The 20,643-nt window shown below is 59.3% G+C and carries 17 protein-coding genes; 9 read left to right on the forward strand and 8 right to left on the reverse strand.

Features of this window, described 5'->3' with window-relative positions; genetic code table 11:
- Positions 1-54: 54 nt before the first annotated feature.
- Positions 55-513, forward strand: a complete 459-nt coding sequence (locus HSS18214_RS0116760) for a MerR family transcriptional regulator (RefSeq protein WP_016916428.1) — start codon at positions 55-57, stop codon at positions 511-513.
- 28 nt (positions 514-541) lie between these two features.
- Here the strand turns inward: HSS18214_RS0116760 and HSS18214_RS0116765 are convergent, their stop codons facing one another.
- The 4 genes from HSS18214_RS0116765 to HSS18214_RS0116780 all read right to left on the reverse strand — a co-directional run bounded on the left by HSS18214_RS0116765 (position 542) and on the right by HSS18214_RS0116780 (position 4,131).
- Positions 542-1,324, reverse strand: coding sequence for a ZIP family metal transporter (locus tag HSS18214_RS0116765; RefSeq protein ID WP_016916429.1), 783 nt, complete (start codon positions 1,322-1,324; stop codon positions 542-544).
- A gap of 112 nt (positions 1,325-1,436) precedes the next feature.
- Positions 1,437-2,426, reverse strand: coding sequence for a M23 family metallopeptidase (locus HSS18214_RS18385; protein WP_016916430.1), 990 nt, complete (start codon positions 2,424-2,426; stop codon positions 1,437-1,439).
- Entirely contained in the window at positions 2,426-3,103 is a 678-nt protein-coding gene (locus HSS18214_RS0116775; RefSeq protein WP_016916431.1) for a DsbA family protein, read from the reverse strand. The genes HSS18214_RS18385 and HSS18214_RS0116775 overlap by 1 nt, the downstream gene beginning before the upstream one ends.
- 113 nt (positions 3,104-3,216) lie before the next feature.
- A complete protein-coding gene (locus tag HSS18214_RS0116780; RefSeq protein WP_016916432.1) occupies positions 3,217-4,131 on the reverse strand; it encodes a cation diffusion facilitator family transporter in 915 nt (304 codons plus the stop codon).
- Positions 4,132-4,333: 202 nt separating this feature from the next.
- Between HSS18214_RS0116780 and HSS18214_RS0116785 the strand changes: the two genes are divergently transcribed.
- Positions 4,334-5,254 (forward strand): bile acid:sodium symporter family protein, encoded by a 921-nt coding sequence (locus tag HSS18214_RS0116785; RefSeq protein ID WP_016916433.1) that lies wholly within the window; start codon positions 4,334-4,336, stop codon positions 5,252-5,254.
- 110 nt (positions 5,255-5,364) lie between these two features.
- On the opposite strand, the gene HSS18214_RS19155 is transcribed toward HSS18214_RS0116785, so the two are convergent.
- Positions 5,365-7,134 carry a hypothetical protein gene (locus HSS18214_RS19155; protein WP_156808548.1) on the reverse strand — a complete coding sequence of 590 codons (1,770 nt, stop codon included), beginning with the start codon at positions 7,132-7,134 and terminating at the stop codon, positions 5,365-5,367.
- 446 nt (positions 7,135-7,580) lie between these two features.
- On the opposite strand from HSS18214_RS19155, the gene copM reads away from it, so the two are divergent.
- Together copM and HSS18214_RS18390 are read left to right on the forward strand one after the other, a co-directional pair.
- Positions 7,581-8,003 carry a CopM family metallochaperone gene (gene copM, locus HSS18214_RS0116805; protein ID WP_016916437.1) on the forward strand — a complete coding sequence of 141 codons (423 nt, stop codon included), beginning with the start codon at positions 7,581-7,583 and terminating at the stop codon, positions 8,001-8,003.
- 88 nt (positions 8,004-8,091) lie between these two features.
- Positions 8,092-8,826, forward strand: coding sequence for a trimeric intracellular cation channel family protein (locus HSS18214_RS18390; protein WP_016916438.1), 735 nt, complete (start codon positions 8,092-8,094; stop codon positions 8,824-8,826).
- 14 nt (positions 8,827-8,840) lie between these two features.
- Here the strand turns inward: HSS18214_RS18390 and HSS18214_RS0116815 are convergent, their stop codons facing one another.
- Entirely contained in the window at positions 8,841-11,798 is a 2,958-nt protein-coding gene (locus HSS18214_RS0116815; RefSeq protein ID WP_016916439.1) for a translocation/assembly module TamB domain-containing protein, read from the reverse strand.
- Positions 11,799-11,905: 107 nt separating this feature from the next.
- On the opposite strand from HSS18214_RS0116815, the gene HSS18214_RS0116820 reads away from it, so the two are divergent.
- The 5 genes from HSS18214_RS0116820 to HSS18214_RS0116845 all read left to right on the forward strand — a co-directional run bounded on the left by HSS18214_RS0116820 (position 11,906) and on the right by HSS18214_RS0116845 (position 17,276).
- Positions 11,906-12,613, forward strand: a complete 708-nt coding sequence (locus tag HSS18214_RS0116820) for a DUF3581 family protein (RefSeq protein WP_016916440.1) — start codon at positions 11,906-11,908, stop codon at positions 12,611-12,613.
- Between the two features lie 396 nt (positions 12,614-13,009).
- Positions 13,010-14,167 carry an RNA-guided endonuclease TnpB family protein gene (locus HSS18214_RS0116830; protein ID WP_016916442.1) on the forward strand — a complete coding sequence of 386 codons (1,158 nt, stop codon included), beginning with the start codon at positions 13,010-13,012 and terminating at the stop codon, positions 14,165-14,167.
- 297 nt (positions 14,168-14,464) lie between these two features.
- Positions 14,465-15,451, forward strand: a complete 987-nt coding sequence (locus HSS18214_RS0116835) for a TRAP transporter substrate-binding protein (RefSeq protein WP_016916443.1) — start codon at positions 14,465-14,467, stop codon at positions 15,449-15,451.
- A 20-nt stretch (positions 15,452-15,471) separates the two neighbouring features.
- Positions 15,472-16,014, forward strand: a complete 543-nt coding sequence (locus HSS18214_RS0116840) for a TRAP transporter small permease (RefSeq protein WP_016916444.1) — start codon at positions 15,472-15,474, stop codon at positions 16,012-16,014.
- Positions 16,011-17,276 (forward strand): TRAP transporter large permease, encoded by a 1,266-nt coding sequence (locus tag HSS18214_RS0116845; RefSeq protein WP_016916445.1) that lies wholly within the window; start codon positions 16,011-16,013, stop codon positions 17,274-17,276. Before HSS18214_RS0116840 ends, HSS18214_RS0116845 begins: the two co-directional genes overlap by 4 nt.
- A gap of 36 nt (positions 17,277-17,312) precedes the next feature.
- Here the strand turns inward: HSS18214_RS0116845 and HSS18214_RS0116850 are convergent, their stop codons facing one another.
- A complete protein-coding gene (locus tag HSS18214_RS0116850; RefSeq protein ID WP_016916446.1) occupies positions 17,313-18,191 on the reverse strand; it encodes a transglutaminase family protein in 879 nt (292 codons plus the stop codon).
- Positions 18,188-20,596, reverse strand: a complete 2,409-nt coding sequence (locus tag HSS18214_RS0116855) for a circularly permuted type 2 ATP-grasp protein (RefSeq protein WP_016916447.1) — start codon at positions 20,594-20,596, stop codon at positions 18,188-18,190. Before HSS18214_RS0116855 ends, HSS18214_RS0116850 begins: the two co-directional genes overlap by 4 nt.
- Positions 20,597-20,643: the final 47 nt, after the last annotated feature.

Raw genomic sequence — 20,643 nt, forward strand, 5'->3', positions numbered from 1 at the left:
AAGTGTAAACCTTGTAGCAACTACAGCTTCAAGCCCTGCCTAAGGAGTTTTACCATGTCGATGATCGGCCTAAGTATCAGCATTGGTGAGTTAGCACGACGAGCCGATTGCAAACCTGAAACGGTTCGCTATTACGAGCGTATTGGGCTGTTGCGCGATGCGACACGAACCGGTGGGGGGCAGCGCCGCTATGGAGACGACGCTGTGCGGCGCTTGACCTTTATTCGTCATGCCCGTGACTTTGGCTTTTCGGTGGAGTCAGTGCGAGAGCTTTTGGCCATGTCAGATCAACCTGATATGCCTTGCCAAGAAGTCGATGCCATCGCCACGCATCACCTAAAGAAAGTGGAGTCCCGCCTTCAACGACTGTCCATACTGCGTGAGGAGCTTCAACGGATGGTCACGCAGTGTGCCGGTGGTAAAGTGGAAAGCTGCCGAATCATTGAGGTCATCAGTGATCATCAACTCTGTATCACTGAAAAATCGCACGGAGGGGCTCTCGACTTGGGTTAGCACTAACGCTACGCCCCACGCCCAATGGTCAGCCCAGCGAAACATCCAAAAACAGCATGAGTACCAATCCGATGGAGAGGCCCAGCGTGGCCTTTTTTTGGTGCCCGCTTCGATGAGTTTCGGGAATAATCTCATGACTGATCACATACAACATCGCCCCCGCTGCAAAGGCCAACCCCCAGGGCAGTAGCGCTTGTGACATGCTGATGACTCCAGCGCCTAATAAGCCACCCAACGGCTCAACAAGCCCCGTAAGGGCGGCAATCGTCCATGACCGCCAACGTGAATAGCCCACGCCTAGCAGTGATACTGCTACGGCCAGTCCTTCTGGGGCATTCTGAAGTCCAATGCCAATCGCTAGTGGAATGCCTCCTTCGCTTCCCCCTGCGCCGAAGGCCACGCCAACGGCTAGCCCTTCTGGCAGGTTGTGTATCGTAATGGCAATAATAAACAACCAGATACGACGTAGTGAGGCAGCCTCTGGCCCTTCTCGCCCCTGTTCGAAGTGCTCATGAGGTAAGAGTTCGTTCAGTAGTGCGACCATTCCAATCCCTAGCAAGATGGCCGCACAGGCAATGGCAGCAGGTACCACGCTACCTCCGTAACGCAGCTCCGAGGCTTCTAAGGAGGGTATGATCAGTGAGAAGAAAGAGGCCGCTAGCATGACGCCAGCGGCGAACCCCAACGCTAAATCGCGAACACCACGATTCGGTCTTTTGGTAAACAAGATAGGAAGCGCCCCGACAGCCGTCATCAAGCCCGCGGCAAGGCTTCCCAATACCCCCATGGTGACGAGAGAAACCTCTTCCATACCGATTACCTGTCTTGTGGTAGATGAGTGATCACAGCGCTAGGGTTCCATAACGAGGCAAGCACACGTTCACGTTACTAACAATCCATGCAACGTTGCTAAGCACGGGTGGTTACGGCTCGTTAAACGAGATCAAGTCATAAATGGACGCCGTGCCGATAGCTTGTTCCAAGCGATCTCTTGCCTCGTAAAGTGACGCTTGATATTCACCTTGAGTCGGCTGCTCACCCAACATGATGCGTTGACCTTGACCAAGGGGATCAACAGGCTGGTTATTGACTCTCACTTCGTAATGCAGGTTGGGGCCCGTGGCGACCCCGGAGGAACCTACCTCTCCGAGCGACTCTCCCGCATTGACTAAATCCCCAACCACTAGCTGTGGGGAGAATCGGCTAAGGTGTGTGTAGCGACTAATGGCCCCTGTGTCGTGCTCCACCTCGATCACCTGCCCATATCCCCCTTGGCGACCCATAAAGAATACGCGCCCAGGTGCGGTGGCAATGACCGGCGTTCCTGTCGGCGCAGCCAAGTCAATTCCATTATGAGGACGCATCCCTCCATACACAGGATGTCGCCGATTCCCAAAGCGAGACGTTAAGCGGGCACTAAGCACGGGCAACCGCAACGTGCCTAGCAGGGTGTCGCTTTTGAAAAGAGCTACGTCCCCCTTTTGGGTGACCGGCCATATGACCTCCAAGGGCTCTGCCTGATCAGGCAGAGCGGCATAACTGAGGCGTGGTGGCCCAACACGGGCGCCGTCCTGGCGTCGATCTTCCTCCCACACTAATTGAATACGTTCACTGCCAGAAAACTCCAGCGGCGCTGCGATAAACTCGCTGAGCAGTGTTTCCAGTTTAGTGGCGAAACGCGTTGGGACACCTTCTGCTGCCAAGGCCTCGTAGAGGGTGGTATCAATGACGACATCACGCCCAAAGGTTAGGGTATCAACGCTATCGAGCGGTAATGTGCCTTCTTGCTCGCTAGCCGCCTGTAACTTGACAGGGCTAAGTTCAGACGGAGGCAATGACAGATGCGTTTGCCAATTGGCTTCGGCTAGCAAGGGGTAAAAGCCCACAAAGCCTAGTAACCACCAGCGCTGCATCACTGGCCATCCTCTTCCCCAGAGATCTCCGCTACTTCACTCTCAACGGCATCAATCAGCTCTTGCATACCAAAGGGGTCTAAAGGCTCGCCATTGACAAAAAAGGTAGGTGTTTGGCGAATCTGATTGGCTCTGACATCCGCCATGTCTTGGTCAATCACCGCCTGCACCTCAGCAGAAGTCAGTTGCTCTTCGGCAGCCGCTAAATCAAGGCCTCCTTGGCTCGCGATATCGAGGATAGCGGATTCATCAAAACTGCCATGTGAAGCCCATTGATCCTGGCGAGCCAGCAGCCTCTCCAGTACCGGTTCAAAGACGCCCTGACGACGAGCAACTTCTAATACCCGAATGGCCTTGTCCGATACGTCGCCGTGGAAAGGAGTGTAGCGCACGATGAGCCGCACTTTTTCTGGGTAGGTTTCCAGAATACTTTTTGTCAGGGGATAGAAAGCACGGCAGGCTTCGCAAGCCGGATCGAAGAATTCCACAATCGTCACCGGCGCGTCTTCTCGTCCCAAGATGGGGGAGTGTGAGCGCACCAAGGAGTCCTCTGCCTGGACACTGCTCTCCTTTGCTGCCTGAGCTTGCATATCTAAGAGGGCAGGTTTCGATACGGCGACGATCGCAGCGGTCAGCATTAACGTACCGGCCAATATAAAAGACGCTTTTTTGAACATGTTTCTCTCTCTTTCTCAACGATGGGGTGGAAAAGTAGGGTTGAAAAATAAGCCAATCGCTATGGGAGTAAGCCGCTCGCTACCTACCTGAGCCGGGAGTCGGCCTCGGTCTATCACTCGTGCCCATATAGATTGGCATTTTGATGCGCGTGGTCACTATGCTCAAACTCTAGGCTGGAATGAGCAATACTGAAGCGCATTTTAAGCTGCTCCTTGATCTCTGCTTTGACGGATTCAAGCTGCTGCCAGCCGGTTTCTGTCAGAACCACGTGGCAGTCAAGGGCTGCCATGTTTTCCTGCATCTGCCATAGATGCACATGGTGAATATCCTGGACTCCCTCGATATCTCGTACGGTCTCAACGACTGCCTGCCCGTCAATGTCCGGGGGAGATCCCAGCATTAGCGTACGGATAGGGCCGCCAATTTCAGAGAAGGCTAGGTAAAGAATATATAGCGCAATCCCTATCGTGATCGCGGGGTCCACCCAGCGCATGTCGTACAGTAAAATAAGCGAACCACCGATAATCACGGCGATGGAGGCAAACGCATCCGATAAGTTATGCAGAAAAAGGGCGCGGATATTGACACTCTCTTTTTGCATTGACCACGTGAGCATGGCGGTAAGGGCATCGACGACGAGCGCGACGCCACCAATAATCACGATCGTCCATCCCTCTATCTCAGGGGGATCGACCATCCGCATAGCGCCTTCGTAAATCAGGTAGACACCGACAATAATGAGGGTGGTGTAATTGATGAGTGCTGCCACTATCTCGATGCGGCCATAGCCAAAGGTCATATGCGCATCGGCAGGCCGTCTGGCGATTTTACGAGCAGCAAAGGCAATGACTAATGCTGCCATGTCAGAAAAGTTATGTAACGCATCAGCGATCAGCGATAGGCTCCCCGCCATAATGCCACCGACGATTTGAGCGATGGTTAAGAGCCCATTGGCCCAAATGGAGATGCTGACGCGCCGGTCGCCAGAGGCAGGATCAATGTGGGGATGATCATGATGATGTCCCATCTGTTACCTTCTCTCGAATTATCTGTTCTTGGTACTATAAAACCTCTAGCCTAAAGCTTCAACCCTTGAGCATTATCTATTTGCATCGCTGGATTGGGAAGCACGTCCCTAGCTACCAAGGAGCCTTTGTGTGCTGGGCCGAAGGTGATCATGTTTTAGGTGCGGGGCTCAATCCACTTCAACCGGTAACGTCCAATCCACCATGGGTAGATTCATTTATTTTGTCGAGGCGCACCTTGTCTGGTTTGTAATCGTCGTCGCGGGGGGAGGCTTACTCTTTCCGGCCACCGGAATAATGCTTAAGTTCGCGATTGGGCCATTACTGGCATTACTGATGTTGATTATCAGCCTCACATTCGATGCGCATGCAGTGCGCATCGTGTTCCGAAAGCCGTCACGGCAGTTGTTGGCATTGGGGCTGGTCTATGGGCCTATGTCGATTGCCGGGTGGCTAACGGGCCGTCTATTTTTTGGAAGCGGCCCGCTGGCTGCTGGCCAAACCTTGCTCGGCACGCTGCCGACAGATGTGTCTTCTCCTCTTTTGGTACTGATGGCGAAAGGCAATGTGGCGCTTGCCGCTGTTTTCAACGCAGTCAACACCGCGTTATGTCCGTTTATTGTTCCCTTCCTGTTTTTATGGCTCACCGGCCTTCAGTTAGACGTGCCGCTTGGATCAATTATTCTTGAATTAACACTAATCGTGCTTCTTCCTACCGTGATTGGGGTCAGCTTGCGTACAAGGTTCTCGGCTTTCTTTGCACGGCATGATTCAGCGTATGCAGGGATAGGGTCGATTCTGTATCTGCTGATCCTACTCGCCGTGGTCGGGCCGAATGCCACCACGATCATTGGCTATGGCTGGTATGCGTTTGTGATTGCGGGCGCGGCCCTGTGCCTCAATTTGATTGGGTACCTGGTAGGTATGTCCTCACGGTTACTCACCTCTGATCGCAAAGAGGTGATTACCTATCTTTTCACGGTCAGTAAAAAGGAATTCAGCATCGCTGCAGCGTTTGTCGCTGTTTCCGGCTTGCCATCAGAGATCGCGATTCCAGCCGCTTTTTTTGCCGTGATTCAAATGATCACTTCGCCCATCGCAGCGAAGATCCTCGCCCGCCACTGAAGGGATGGCCGTATCGGCTCTTCGTCAGAAGAGCAACCTGCACACGGGGTGTACAGGTTGCTCTTAGCGACAAAACAGACACCGCTACTCATAAAGGTGGCAAATAGTACCTATGCTAAGTCACTGCGACCAATACTGACCTTGCTAAAAGCATTTAACACAGAGGCTTCGCAGGGTATCTGTTCCTTTTTGGATTTAGGGTGCTTGAACGTATCGGCGAATCCTGGGCAGTGACCAACTAGTTTTTGGACAACACCTTCTACGTGCCGCACGTTAGACAGCACTTGGCGTAACCACTGCTCGAAGCTGCCTTGGTGGCTCAGCGTGAAGACTAAACCTTTATAGGAAGGAGGCTTGGATGCCTCCTCGCTACCGCCAGCTCTGGGTTTTGGAGGGCGTCGTTGGATCTCCATGAGATAGAGCGTTTGATCTAACAGATGCACCCGAACGACGAGCACCCCGCGAGGTACCTTGGTCTGAGTATCAATGTAAACCCAATTAGCGACTGACGTTTCCACCTCCTCGTCTATTTCGAAAGGTTCGAGGCTGATCAACCGAGGGTCGGGGGAAGTGCTAAAGCCGTCTTCAAAGGTAAACCAGCTAACGCCACGAATCGTTTCGGGATAGGCCGATTGCAAATAGAGAAGCGCATTCCACATATCACGTAGAAAGCCCTGTGATTCCAGTGTAATAGGAGCATGAATAGAGGCCTGTCCGACCCCTTTTCCTGATCCATGCGGCTCCCCAGTGGAGAAAATAGTTTCGTCACCCGGAACGGGGACGCCTCGTGTATCGGGCACATTTTTTCGAGTATATCGTTTATCCAAGACGGCGCGAGGCTTACCTAAAATAACGAATTCGTCCTCAGGAAGGTCTAGCCAAGAAGAGCCATGGTCGGGCTCTTCATCATCCGTCAGGTCAATGACATCGGGGATGTCTTGAAGCTGATGATAGGGAAATTGAGTGGGAGCATCATCGCCATCGGTGGCTGGTACTGTCGTTGACTTCTCTCTTTCGCGGTGGATCGTGGCACCATCGGGCTGCGTACAGCCTAATATCTGCAAGCCTAGGAATGTGTTGCCACCATCAATTGGAACGCCAGAAACAGAGATTTCCCCGCTGCCTTGAAACCATGGGGTGGCTTTTAAAAGCATCTCATCTGGCGTGGAGCTGGTTTCAAATTGTGAATATATATATTTTGCAGCGCGCTTGGCATACGGATCGTACAACATATGCGCGAGCAAAATGGCATCGTGTTTATGAACATGATAGGTAAATTTGACAGGCCACGTACCTGGGGATGCAGGCGCATCAAGCTGTCGATAAAGACGTTTTTTGACTTCTTCCCAAGGGTAAGTGGCGAGCACTCGCTTGATTTCAGAAGATCGGCCGTAAACGCGAATAAAAAATTCTGTGCAAGGGATGAGCAAGTGTTTGCCATCTGGAAGGTCAAATTCAATCAGGTATGTTTTGTGCTGATTTTTCTGGGGTAAGTAGTTCGAGTCATGAAAAGCGGTATAGAGGCTTCGTCCTGATTGTCGTAAATCATCTAAGGTGACAATTCGCCAGCCGCCTGGAGAAAAAGAAACGGAGAATTTTCTTTCCTCGTAGGCAATACGCGAGCTACTCACGCCCTTTTCCCATACTGACCCTATTCTCAATAGCCCAAGATGCGTTAAGACAGTCTCACGTCTCATCACGCCTCCTAAGTTATTTTCATGGTCGATGGTTCTTAAGAAGATATGGATTTTAGGGACGCTTCGTAAGCGATTGTTCTTAAATATAGGCCCGTACCACCAAACGACCAAGCGCTCTGCCTCGTTTTTTAGGGTGCCATCATGGAAGCTAAAGGTTCTGGATTGTTTAAGAGAAACGGTCACAAAGGCGCACTCTATGTAAACTCAACATAGAGATTGTCGCAGCAATTATTGTTTAGTCGCAACAATTGTTGGAAATGACACTGCTTGCGGCCTATCAGGACCGAGCGCCGGAGTTGGTGCGGCACGCGCAACGTCAGAAGCGACACCGCCGGCTGATATTCCCGTTCTATAGCCTGCAGCGGGGCTGGCAACGGCTGTTTGCTCAAGGCCGAAGTGTTTTCTATCCCCTCTGGAGAAGAGCGCCAGACGCCGAGGCACGAATACCAGACTTGTTCACCTCCTCAGGAGGACTATGCCGATGACACGCCGGAAAATGGGGAGACCCTAGACCTTAGGCCTCTTGACCTCTGTGCTGCCCCAAGGTTTTAGACTTTTAATCTATCGTGACGATAGCGTCCTGCCTGACAGAGGCAGGCAAAGCCAATCAGCCATTGAGGAGCACACTGATGTCCAACGTTTGCCAAAGTGTCACCCAGAGCCTTCTACCCGCCATGCGCAGGCCGTACTGGGTAGGTGCCATGATGCTCGCAGGGGCGCTGATCGCGCCGCTCAGCCATGCGCATCATCACTCATCAGACAGCGACGCCCATGGGCAGGCCGCATCACCTTCAGAGAATCCGGCCGTCGCCGCTTTTCAGGCGGCCAATGACCGTATGCATGAAGATATGAACATGGCCTTCAGCGGAGACCCCGACGTGGACTTTGCCAAGGGCATGATTCCGCACCATGAAGGCGCCATTGCGATGGCCGAGATCGTGCTCGAATATGGCGATGACCCAGAGATTCGCCAGCTCGCCGAGGAGATTATCGCGGCTCAAGAGAGTGAAATTGCGTTTCTGCGCGAGTGGCTCGAGCGTCAGGAACATTAACGTCACCTTGCCCGCATAATCCGCTACGCACCGGCCGCAACAGTGATATTCTGCCCGCCTCTTCAGGGTTGCATCAAAGGAGCGCCGCGTGTCGGGGGTAATTTACGGGTTGGATTTGGCGGGGGTGATCGTGTTTGCCCTGTCGGGAGTCATTTTGGCCTGCCGTTCGCGGATGGACCCGTTTGGCATGCTGGTGCTGGCGGCGGTGACCGGGATCGGCGGCGGCACCTTGAGGGATCTGGTGCTGGGTGTCCGGCCGGTGTTCTGGGTCACCGACCCCACGTATCTGTGGGTCATCCTCGCCACGGTGGGCGTGTCGTTGGTGGGATTTCACTATATCCATCGTCTGTCTCGGGGGTTTTTACCCATCGCGGATGCCTTCGGCCTGGCGCTGTTTACCGTGATCGGTACCCACAAGGCGCTGCTGCTGGGCACGTCGGGGGTGGTGGCGGTACTCATGGGCATGATGACCGGCGTGGCGGGAGGCATGATTCGTGACGTGTTGGCCCAGCGGGTGCCCATGGTGCTGCGCGAAGAGATCTATGCCACCGCCGCCATGGCGGGCGGGATCGTCTATGTGGTGCTCCAATCCTTGCAGGCACCGCTGACGCTTGCCATTGCGGCTGCCTTGAGTGTCACCCTGGGGCTGCGCTTGGCGGCGATTCACTGGCACCTGGCGCTGCCGGTGTTTGCCTGGGTGACCGTGCCGCCCAAACACGACGAAGCCGACGACACGACAGAGCCACACACCACCTCGCTCTCGACGCCCCAGAAGGCCAAGGAGCGGGTGCGCATGATTCGCCGCGAGCGTCGTCGTCGCTAAGCGCCTGCCGGTACTTATGGGCGTTGGGTGGCGCGCCATTGATCGAACCAGCGCCGAGGCTGAATGACGCGCAGGGTTGGCTCGCTCTCCACCAGCTCGACGCCGATACCCAGCGCCCCCAGGCGGGCATACAGCGCGCCATTGGCCTGCTGATGGGCCAGGGTGATGTCCGACAGTAGCAACAGGGGGCCACCTGTCAGCGCCAGGTTGGCCAGCCGAATCTGTTCGCCGTCGATGTTCAGTTCAGCGCTGCCCTCGATGGGTTGCACGTCGAGCAGCCGACCCAGCCAGTCGCGCTCTCGGGCGCGGGCTAAAAAAAGTCGCGCCAACAAGCCGGAGTCGCGCATCCCCAAGCGCAGCTGGCTGGTCAGCTGCAGCGGGTCGCCCCACACCAACCGTGCCTGCTGTAGGTCGAGCTGCACCCACCAGCCCGCGTCCTGAGCCCCTTCCTCGCTTTGGCGGAACATGTTCTCCAGCCGCACATAGGAGTCGCTGGCGGTGAAACGGCGAGCATCGAGGTCGCCGTCGGTGAGCCGTAGCTGCATTGCGATATCCCCACGCAGCCGCTGGTCCAGCAGGGCCAGCTCGGTCTCGAAAGCGCGCAGGGTAATCTCCCCTTGTGCCTGCAGCCCTTCCAGCAGCCATTCGCTGCTCAGGCTGGCGTGGCCGGAGAGCAGCTCCACCCCGGCATCGTCAGGAAGAAAACGGTTGTAGCGGGTCATGTCCGGCACTTCGGTGATGGGCAGCACGATGCGGGTCACGAAGTGCTCCGGGGCGGCGGCTTCCAGCATCTCACTGAAGCGGTCTGTCTGGGTGGTCAGCGCCAGGTGGCGGCCTTGAAGATGAGGGCGACCGTCGTCCTGATGGCTCAGGGCAAACTGGGGAATGCCGAGTGAAAGCCGCGCCTGTTCGGAGCTGTCCAGCTGCGCGGTCAGCTCTCCACGCCCTGTGGCGAGATAGTCCAGAAAGGTCACGGCCAGCTCATTGGCGTTGACCCTCAGGCGTGTGGGGGCCTGGAACTGGTCGTCACGAAACGCCCCCTGCAAGAAGAGCTGGCCTTCGCCCGAGAGGCTGATGCCATGGGCATCCGGTAAAAAAGCGTTGAGAAAACTGAGCCGTTGAACGCTGCCGTCGACGCGGAACTGCCCGCTGGGCACGCCTGCCCGGCGCTGAAACTGCCCATCACGAAGCACGATGATGCTCTCCAGTGGCTCCTCCAGGGCGTGCTCGTCGGCCACCTGCCAGCGCAGCCGTGAGCCACTGATATCCAGCGCCGTGCCGTCCAGCGCGGCCTGGCGTATCGTCAGCTGCAACTGCGCGTTGCTGACCAGGGTGCCGCGCTGATCGCCCCGCTGCCAGCCGGTGGTCAGCTGATTGCCTGCCAGGTGCAGCTCACCCTGCACGGCCTGTGTGTCGAACTCCAGTTGTCCCCGGCTGGTGGCGCTGCCGCGCTGTAGTGTCAACGGGGTGGGAGAGGGCAGCAGGCCTGCCAGGTAAGGTTGCAGTACGCCCAGGTCGGGGAGCGTGGCTTCTGCCCAGCTCAGCCGTGCCGTGGCGTGCTGCCTGGCCTGTTCGGGGTCGAGGGGGCTGGTGGCGTCCAGGGTCAGCTGCGCGTTGGCCATCAGTTGGCGCGTCTGGTGATACAGCTCGGCATCACGCAGTGCCAGCGTGGCGTGCAGCTGCTCATCTTCGTTTAATTGCGCATTCAGGGTACCTTGGCCCTGGGTGGTGAAGTCCAACAGCGCTGCACCCAGTGCTGGGGCCTCGATGGCCAGCTCGGCTTGGTAGGGGCGTGCATCGCGCAGGGCAAGCCGGGCATCGATACTCCCCTCGCCAGTGAGCCTGATGCCCTGGCCTTCCAGCGTGGTGGCCAGGTAGCGGTCCAGCATGTCCAGCCTAGTGACCTGGCCTGAGAGGGCCAGCGTGGCATGGGTAGGTAGCGCCAACTGGTCCAGGCGCTGGTTGGGAAGCTCGGTGGCCAGGGTCAGTTGGGTATCGGTGGCATAGGGGCGGGTGTCGGAAGGTGTGGCTTCTGCCAGTGTCACCTGTGCCAGACGGGTGGAAAAGCGCAGCTGCTGCTCTTCCACCGCAAGGCGTACCTGGCCTTCGCCGGTGGCGGTGTGGCGTGGGGGCGAGGCATCTGCGAGCAGCCAGCGGCGTGCTTCATCGCGGCGCGCCAGGCGCTGCTCATCCAGCGCAAGCTCCAGGACGGGCGCGGTCAGTACCAGCTCGCTGTCGGGCTGCAGTTCGCCTGCCACCAGCGCAAGCTCACCCTGCAGCTCACCGCGGCCCGCCAGGTTGAGCCACGGCAACGCTTCCAGGTAGGGCATGAACACGTCCCAGGCATCGGCCTGGGCGGTCAGCGACAGCCGCGCATCCAGGGCGCTCAAGAGCGCTTCTTCGAGGGCCTCCCCCCGTAATGCCTGGGTAGCGGTCTCGGCCAGCGACGCCGTACTGCGCAGGTCGATCTGTTGGATCAAGGTGGTCTGATCACTGAGCCGCACCAGGCTGCCCTGGGTAATGTCCAGCGACACATGCGGCAAGGTCAGCCGATCCTGACTAAGCTGGGTATCCATGACCTGCAGCTGGCCTTCGGCCTCCAGCGCCAGATCGCCAACCGTCAGGCGGCGAATGCCGTCGGCATTCAGGGCGTGAAGGTAGAGTTCGCCACGCAGCAGGGCCAGTAGCGAGAGCGACAAGGTGGCCCGTTCGGCTTCTACCGAGAGGGGCAGGGCGGCATCGTCCCGGGCCAGATAGAGGTTTTCGACCTCCCAGCGGCCGGGGTGCAGGCTCTGGGCACTCGACCAGCGCACCTCTACGCCGTCGATGGTGGAGATCTGGCGCGGCAGCCACTGGCTATTGAGCAGCCAGTAGCTGCCCCCCAGCCACACTAGAGCAACCAGGATCACGGCCACCAAGGCGTAGATCAAGGGGGAACGGCGGCGCGGCGTGGGGGGCGTCTCGTTGGTCATACAAGCATCCTGGCAGATGACTCCTGTTGGCGCGTGTTTTATGGCATTATGCGCGACGTGGGGCAGTTATGGGTTTTCGATTTCAACGCTAGGCAGGCAGCAAAGCCATGTTCAAGGATTTTTACGCGCAGCGCGGAGAGTACGTGGTGATCTCCGCCGAGCAGGCCAGCCGCTTCGCCAAGGGCGTGGCCGGCGATTACAACCCGATTCACAACCCGGACGCACGGCGTTTCTGCGTGCCCGGCGACTTGTTGTTCACACTGGTACTGGTGAAGTTCGGGCTGTCGCGACAAATGGAATTTCGCTTCACCAATATGGTAGGCGCTGATACACCGCTCAAGTTTAGCGAAGCCGACAACGGCGATATCCACGTCTGCGACGATAGCGGAAAGTGCTATTTGCAGGTGGTACGCCGAGGGGAAGTCACCCGTGACGAAGCGGCCGTGGAAGCCTTCGCGCGTTGCTACGTGGCCTTCTCGGGCAAGAATTTTCCACACTATCTGAAGCCCTTGATGGAGCAGCACGGGGTGATGTTCAACCCCAAGCGCCCGCTGGTGATCTACGACAGCATGGGCTTCTGTCTGGACCGGCTGGATGCGCTGTCACCGGATCTCGCCTTGACCCAGTCGTCTCTCGAAGTCCAGGGCAAGCGTGCCGATGCGCTGCTGGAGTTCTCCATTCAGTCCTCTGGCCAGCCCGTGGGCGTGGGCTCCAAGAAACTGGTGGTCAGCGGCCTGTGCAACTACGACGACAGCGAGATGGCGGCCATCGTGGCTGAGTTCTATCGTCTCAAGGCCGCTTACGAAGCCGCCTGAAGCGCGATGTCAAAGCCCCCATGGCGGTGTGACGCCATGGGGGCGCTGCTCTCAAGTTTCCGGTGGCTGCGTGGCCAGCTGTAGCGCCACGGTGGTAACGCGCTCCCCCAGAATTCCTTCGACGCTCAGCGTCATGCCGTCCAGCTGCAGCGTGTCGCCCGCTCTCAAGGGCTCGTCGAGCGCTTTGTGAAACGGCGTGTCCAGCGCCCTCTCATCGGGATCAAGTGTATGCAGTTGGTGGAAAACGGTAGCGCGCGGTGTGCGGAGTGGGGCGGCATGGCTTCGTCCTGATCAAATTGCGCGTCAAACCTCGGCCTTCCAGGCCGGGGAAGGATAGCGCGAGGCGCGCAGCGCCTCCTGGTTGACAGGCTATATTTACCGCGCTAGATTCAAGTCATGATGACCGTACACCGCGCCTACCGTTATCGTTTTTATCCTACGCCTGAGCAAGCCGATCAGCTTGCCCGGACGTTTGGCTGTGTGCGGTACGTCTACAACCACTTCCTACGCCAGCGCACCGATGCCTGGTTCGAGCGTCAGGAGCGCATGGGCTACAACGCCACGGCCAAAGCGCTCACCAGCCTCAAGAAAGAGCCGGACACCGCCTTCCTGGCCGAGGTGTCCAACGTCTGCTTGCAACAGTCGCTCCGGCATCTGGATCGGGCCTTCAGCAACTTCTTCAAAGGCCAGGCGCGGTATCCCACCTTCAAGAAGAAGCAGCGCAAGCAATCGGCCACTTACATGGCCAACGGCTTTCGCTGGCGCGACGGCAAACTGTGGCTGGCCAAGCAAAAAGACCCGCTGGCTATCCGCTGGAGCCGGTCTTTTTCCGGCACGCCGAGCAGTATCACGGTGAGCTGTGACACCGCTGGCCGTTACCATGTCAGTTTTTTGGTGGAGGAAGCGGCCACACCACTGCCGGTCACCCCCAAAATGGTCGGCATTGATCTGGGGCTGACGCACCGCGTCATCACCAGTGACGGCGACAAAATCCCCAACCCGCGTTTTTTGCGGCGCACTGAGCGTAAGCTGGCACGGGCGCAACGGAACCTGTCGCGTAAACAGAAAGGATCGCAGAACCGCGCCAAAGCGCGGCATCGGGTCGCCAGGGTGCATGCCAGGCTGGCCGACCAGCGTCGTGACGCCACCCACAAACTTTCCACGCAGCTTATTCACGAGAACCAAGTCATTGCTGCCGAGAGTTTGCAAATCAAGAACATGGTCAAAAACCGCTCACTGGCCAGGGCCATCAGCGATGTGGGCTGGCATCAGCTCACCCAACAACTGACGTACAAGGCCGAACGATACGGGCGTGATTTCGTCCAGATCGACAAGTGGTATCCCAGCTCGAAGCGTTGTTTTCACTGTGGTCATATCACCGAGAAGATGCCACTGAACGTCCGCACCTGGGACTGCCCTGGCTGTGGCACCCAAGGCATTGACCGCGACGTAAACGCTGCCCGCAACATACTGCAATCGGGCAAAGCCATTCTGGCCGGGGCTGACAAGCTTCGCCAGCATGAGAAAACTACCGTGGGGCTCACGGGAGGTTAAGCCTGTGGAGCTTGTGTAAGACCTGAGGTGCTATCACCAGGGGCAACGGGCTGCGAAGCAGGAACCTGGAAGGCAACAACCAGGGAATCCCCTTCCTTTCCATCGTCAGACGGCAGCGCAAGCTGAGGGAGGGGAGGAGGTCAAAAGAACGCCTATCATCCTGTCTTTTGCGCCGGAGCGTCAAGCGGGATACCAAAAGCACGGGTGTTATCAACGAAGTAGCTGGGGTATTCTCAAGGCGCTAACGAAAATAACGCAAGACGCTGGTCTTGCCGCTGGGATCCCAAGAGGCTTTGCATGAAACGACTCAAAACGCTGACACTGGCCTGTGCGGCGGCTGCTTTGGCCGTCACTTCCCTGAGCGCCCAGGCGCGGGACTTTCGCTTGGGGCTGATCACGCCCGCCCAGCACCTCTGGTCGACGGAAGCCGAAGCCTTTGCGCAAACCGTGCACGAACGCTCGAACGGCGAGCACAGCGTAAGCGTTTTTCCTGCCCAGCAGCTAGGCAACGAAGCGCAAATGGTGCAGCAGCTGCAGACCGGTGCCCTGGACATGGCATTTTTGACTATCGCCGAAATCTCCAACCGGATACCGGATTTTGGTGCACTGTATGCGCCCTATCTGGTGGATGACGTCAACCATGCCGCGCGCCTGCTGCGCTCCGAGGCGGCCGCCGAGCTGCTCGAGCTGATGCCGGAAGGCGTGGGCCTGGTAGGGCTGGGGTATGGCATGGTCGGTATGCGTCAAGTACTCAGCCGCAGCCCCATCGAGAGCGCCGCTGATTTTCGTGGCCAGCGCCTGCGCATCACGCCCTTCGAGCCAATCCGTGATTTCTACACGGCCACTGGCGCAGCGCCTGCGCCCATGCCGCTGCTGGAAGTCTACGATGCCCTGGCCAACGGTCAGGTCGATGCCATCGACATGGATTTCGATTCCATCCTGATCCTGAAATTTCATGAGCAGGCGCAAAACCTGCTGATCTCCAACCATATGATGTTCCCCATGGTCGGCGTGGTATCGGGGCGCGTGTGGCGTGAGCTGTCGGAACAGGATCGCGAGCTGTTCGAAACCGCCATGGCCGAGCATCTCGACAATGTGCTGAGCGGCTTCGAAGCCATGGACGCCGCCCAGGAAGAGGAAATTCGCGCCCTGGATATCAACATCGTGGAAGCGGATGCCGAGTTCTTTGCCGATGCCATTGCTCAGTGGGAGGGCATCTGGGCACCCAAGGCTCCGATGCTGGAAACCCTGCGGGCGGAAGCTGACCGCTTGCGCGACGAGTAGCGCTGAACCAGAGGCTTTCGATGATCATGCTGCAACGCCTCTCCCTCAGGCTTGCCCGTTACGAAGAGATGACCGCCGCTGCCCTGGCAGCGGCGGTCACGTGTCTCATCCTCGCCAACATTGCCTTTCGGGCGCTGGGCAATCCGCTTTACTGGGTCAGTGAACTGGCCATCTACGCCATGATCTGGATGACGTTTTTGATTGCCGGGGCGGTCTTGAAGCGCCGACAGGGCATTGCCGTGACGCTGCTCAGCGATCTGTTGCCCGCCACGGGTCAGCGTGCCATTACCTTGGCGGTGGACGCCATGGTGCTGCTGTTTGCGCTGCTGTTGGCGTGGCTCTGCTGGCGCTGGTATCAACCCTGGGCGTTGGCCCAGGCCGGGTTCGATGTGCGCGCCTTCCAGGGCCAGACCTTCAATTTCATCTACGCCGAAAACACCTCCACGCTGGGCATCAAGAAATTCTGGGCGTGGCTGATCGTGCCCTGGTTTGCGCTGTCGCTCAGCCTGCACGGCGTGGCCAACCTGCTGCAATCCGTTCAGGGGCTGAGGGAACGCACATGACCGTTGTGGTATTTCTGATTCTGCTGCTGGGAGCGGTGCCGATTGCGCTGGTGCTGGCGCTCACGGCCATGTGGTATATCCAGGCATCGGGCAATGCGGTGCTGTTCGATTCGTACCCTCAGCAGCTGTTCAGCGCCATCGAGAGTTACGGACTGCTGGCCATTCCGCTGTTCATGCTGGCGGGCGAGCTGATGAACGAAGGCGGCCTGACCAAACGGCTGATCGCCCTGGCGCGGCTGCTGGTGGGCGGGTTTCGCGGTGGGCTGGCATATATCAACCTGGTGGCCAACATGATGATGGCGGCGATCATTGGCTCTGCGGCGTCGCAAATCGCCATCATGTCGCGGGCCATGGTGCCCGCCATGGAGCAGGAGGGGTATGACAAGCCCTACAGCGCCGCGATTACCGCCGCCGGTGGTTTGCTATCGCCGATCATTCCGCCCTCGATGCTGTTCGTACTGTTTGGCGTCATGGCGCAGGTGCCGATCGCCGAAATGTTCATTGCCGGACTGCTGCCCGGACTGCTGTTAGGGGCCAGCTTTTTCGTGGTCATTGCGCTGGTGGGGCTGGTCCAGCAGTACCCCAAGGGGGAGTGGCCCAGCCGCCAGCAGGCGCTTCACGACGCGTTCTGGGGGCTGCCCGCGCTGCTGATTCCGGTGATCATCATTGGCGGCATTCTGCTGGGCATTGCGACGCCCACGGAGTCGGCTGCCCTGGCATCGCTGGCGGCCCTGCTGATGGGGCGCTGGGTGTATGGCGACCTGCGCCTGGGGCAGCTCCCGCAGGTGTTGGCACGTACGGCCATGAATGCAGGGCTGGTGATCATGCTGATTGCCGCCGCCGGGGTGTTTGGCTGGGTGGTGGTATACGAGCGCTTGCCGCAGATGGCCGCCGCGTGGATTGCTGCGCTGACCAGTGATCCTTTCGTGTTCCTGCTGCTGGTGATTGCGGCGCTGCTGCTGGTGGGCATGATCATCGATGGCATTGCCGCACTGATCCTGGTGGTGCCCATTCTGATGCCCATTGCGCAGAGTCAGTTTGCGATCAGCCCATATCAGTTTGGCGTGGTGGTGTGCCTGACGCTGGTGATGGGGCTACTGACCCCGCCAGTGGGAGCGGGGCTGTTCATCGCCTCCTCCATGACCGGCGCGCCGCCGCTGAAAATTTTCCGCGCCTTGCTGCCGTTCCTGCTGGCCACATTGGCCACGCTGGTGCTGCTGGCCTGGCAGCCGTGGCTGACCAATGGCCTGATTCAGCGCTGACTTGCTGGCGTGCCGCTGACGGCCAGCGCAGGCGGTTCAGGCGACGCTGTGCTCGGTGAGCGGCATGACATCCACTTCCACTTCGAGCTGGTGCTCACCGCCGCCGTTCATGACCCCTTTCAGGGGGGCCACATCGGCGTAGTCGCGCCCCCAGGCCAGCACCGGGTGCTGTTCACCGGCCAGCGTACCGTTGGTCGGGTCCAGGGCTAGCCAGCCCCAATCGGGGATCCACACGGCCAGCCAGGCATGGGAAGCATCGGCGCCAATCAGGCGGGGCTGGCCGGGGGGAGGCTGGGTTTCCAGATAGCCGCTGACATAGCGGGCAGGCAGGCCCACCGAACGCAGCGCGCCAATGGCCAGGTGGGCAAAGTCCTGGCAGACGCCCCGGCGGTTGGCCAGTACATCACTCAAGGGGGTGGCCAGAGTGGTGAAACTGGGGTCGTATTCGAAGGTATCGTAGATGGTCTGGTTGAGGGCCATGGCGGCTTCTACCAGCGGGCGGCCGGGCGTGAAACAGGTGCGGGCAAAGTCGGCCAGCTCATCGTTGCGGCGGATGAATGGCGAATCCAGCCGATACAGCTGCATGTCGAAACGGCTGTCCTGGCGCAGTTGCGCTGCCACGCTTTCCCAACTGGGCGAACTGGCAGGCAGCGGCCCCAGAGGTTGAGTGTTCAAAGGCGTGACGACCGTCACGTCCAGCGTCTGGTGCACCTCTTCCATGGCGAAGTAAAGTACCCGATTGCCAAACACGTCCCGCCGCTCTGCCTGCACGTGAGGCATGGGGCTGATGGTCAGCTCGGAGGCCCCGCACTGCTGGTGCTGCGTCTTGCGAGGCAGCACGCGCGCCTCGCTGTGGCACAGGGTCACGGGCGCGCTGTAGTGGTAGCGCGTGGTGTGCCGCAGGGTGTAATTCATTCGTCGGGCTCCATGCTGACAAGTTGGCGCGGTCGCTCTACATGGCTGAAATGACTGTGGCTGATGGCGTCCGAAAGGGCGCTGAGCGGCGCAATCAGCTCATCCAGCAGCTGTTCCAACGCGGCCTGGGCATCGGGAGTGTCGGCCAGATGGCTCAGACGGTCGATGTCGGCCAGGTGCAGGGCGGCATTGGCCTGGATCAGCAGCCGCCGTTCGGCGTTGCGGTAGGGCGACGAGCTGCCGGGTAGGCGATCCATCTGCCGCTCCAGGCGCTTGAGCATGTAGCCCACCGAGCGAGGGTTGGTCTCGTCGAACAGCAGCAGGTCGAGAATGGCCTCGGGGTGCAGCTCGCTGCGGTAGCGGCGACGATAGGCGGTGAAGTTGTCCGTGGTGGCCAACACGACTTCCCAGAGCGCCAGCCCCGGCGAATGGGGCGCGTTCAGGGTCAGCTTGAGCAGCGATAGCAGCCCAAGCACGCGGTCCAGAAAGCGCCCGATGTCCATGAACCGCCAGCCGTAGTGATGGGGCATGGTTTCGTTGCACAGCCCAAAGAAAGCGGCAATTTGCGCCGATAATCCTTCACAGGCGCGCCGCGCCGCGCTGGCGCCCAGGCTGGGGCTGAACGTATCCACTCGCTGGCGTAGCTGATGCACCACCCGCCAGGAGTCGTCGCCCAGATGGTCACGCACGCTTCGAGCGTTACGTAGCAAATGAGCAAACAGCGGCTTGAGGGCCTGAGCGTCTTGCTCGTCGAACTGGGCCAGCAGCGCCGTGCGTTTTTGGGCAAAGCCCACCAGCGGGGGTTTGGCGCCTTCGCCGTCGCCGTTCAAGGTAGTGATTTCCAGCGCCAGCAGCAGCTCGTCCAGTAGCTGGTCGGCAATTTCGTCCTGGTCATACTCCATCAGACGCATCAAGGCTTCGCGTAGCAAACGGGCACGGGCATCCAGCCGTTCGCCGTAGCGACCCAGCCAGAACAGGCTTTCCGCTACCCGGCTGGGCAGGTCGGTGCCATCGCGGGTAGCCACCACGGGACCGCGTGCCTGACGCAGTTGACTGACGTGAGGCTGGGGCGTGTTGGCGGTCACCCAGACGTCCTTGACGATGGGGCTGCTGAGCGACGGCGAGCCGGGAGTGCCCACCCAGGCAAGCCCCCCCGGCATGACGTGATAATCGCTGGGCTGTTGGCTGCGGGTCGCGACGCTGCCCGGGGCTCTGGAAACGAAACAGCGCAGGTTCAGGGTGGTGGGCGACAGCCGCTGCATGTGCGGGTCGAACAGGGGGGCCGTGGCAGAAGGCGTCTGGGCATTGGCGCTGGGCAGTAGCAGTGCTTCCCCCAGCAGGTGCTGGCAGAGTGCTGGCAGGTAGTCAGCCAGCTCCGGCAGCTCCAAAGCGCCTACGCCTAGCGCATTCGACATGGCTACGCCGCTGGCCCGAGCGGCTTGCAGTAGGCCCGGGACGCCCAGCTGGGAGTCACCGCGTAGTTCCAGCGGGTCGCAGTAGGCGTCGTCGCAGTGGCGCAGCACCACGTCCACCGGCTGCAGGCCGCCCAGGGTACGTAACCAGAGCTGGCTATCGCGCACGACCATGTCCTGGCCTTCTGCCAGGTCGATGTTCAGGTAGTTGGCCAGGTAGGCATGCTCGAAATAGCGTGGGCTGCCCGGCCCCGGGGTCAACAGCACCACGGTCGGGTTGTCGCGGTGCTGGTAGGCCAGTGCGGTCAGCGTGCGGTGGTATTTATCCAGGAAACCCGCCAGGCGCTTCAGCGGCGCGTTGCGGTACATTTCAGGCAGCGCGCGGGCCATGAGAATGCGGTTTTCCAGCGTGAAACCGGTGCCGGAAGGCGCTTGCAGCCGGTCGCCAATGACGCGCCACTGCCCTTCGGCATCCTGGATGACGTCGATGCCGTGAAAGCTGATCGCAGGACGGTCGCTGGGCTGAGAGCCGTGGCAGGGCAGCAGGAAGTGGGGCGAGGCCAGCAGCGCCTGGGTGGGCAGCAGGCCCGCATCGAATAGCGTGCGCGGGCCGTACAGGTCGTCATACAGCGCATTGAATAGCCGCGTACGCTGGGTCAGGCCGATTTCCAGCGCTTGCCATTGCGCCTGGTCGATGACCCAGGGAAGCGGGTCCAGCCGCCAGGCGCGCCCCTGGGTGTCATCGTGCATATTGAAGATGACGCCGTTCTCGGCCAGCAGGCGCTGAAGCTCTTCATGCTGCTGATAGCGGCCCTCGGCACCCAGGCTTTCCAGAGCGCCAAGCAGGCCCTGCCAGCCGGGGCGCAGTTGGCCCTGACGGTCGAGCATCGCATCAAACGTGCCGGGCTGTCCCTTGCCTAGCTGATTCAAGTAGTCCTCGATGAGCCCGGCAGCACCGAGCTCAAGCAGTGAGGGAGAGACAGGGGCAGTCATGATCCTGAGAGTCCTGAGCGAGTAAGGGGCGGATTATCCTGCAGCTA

Origin of the sequence: Vreelandella stevensii S18214 (assembly GCF_000275725.1) — a bacterium.
Classification (GTDB): Bacteria; Pseudomonadota; Gammaproteobacteria; order Pseudomonadales; family Halomonadaceae; genus Vreelandella; species Vreelandella stevensii.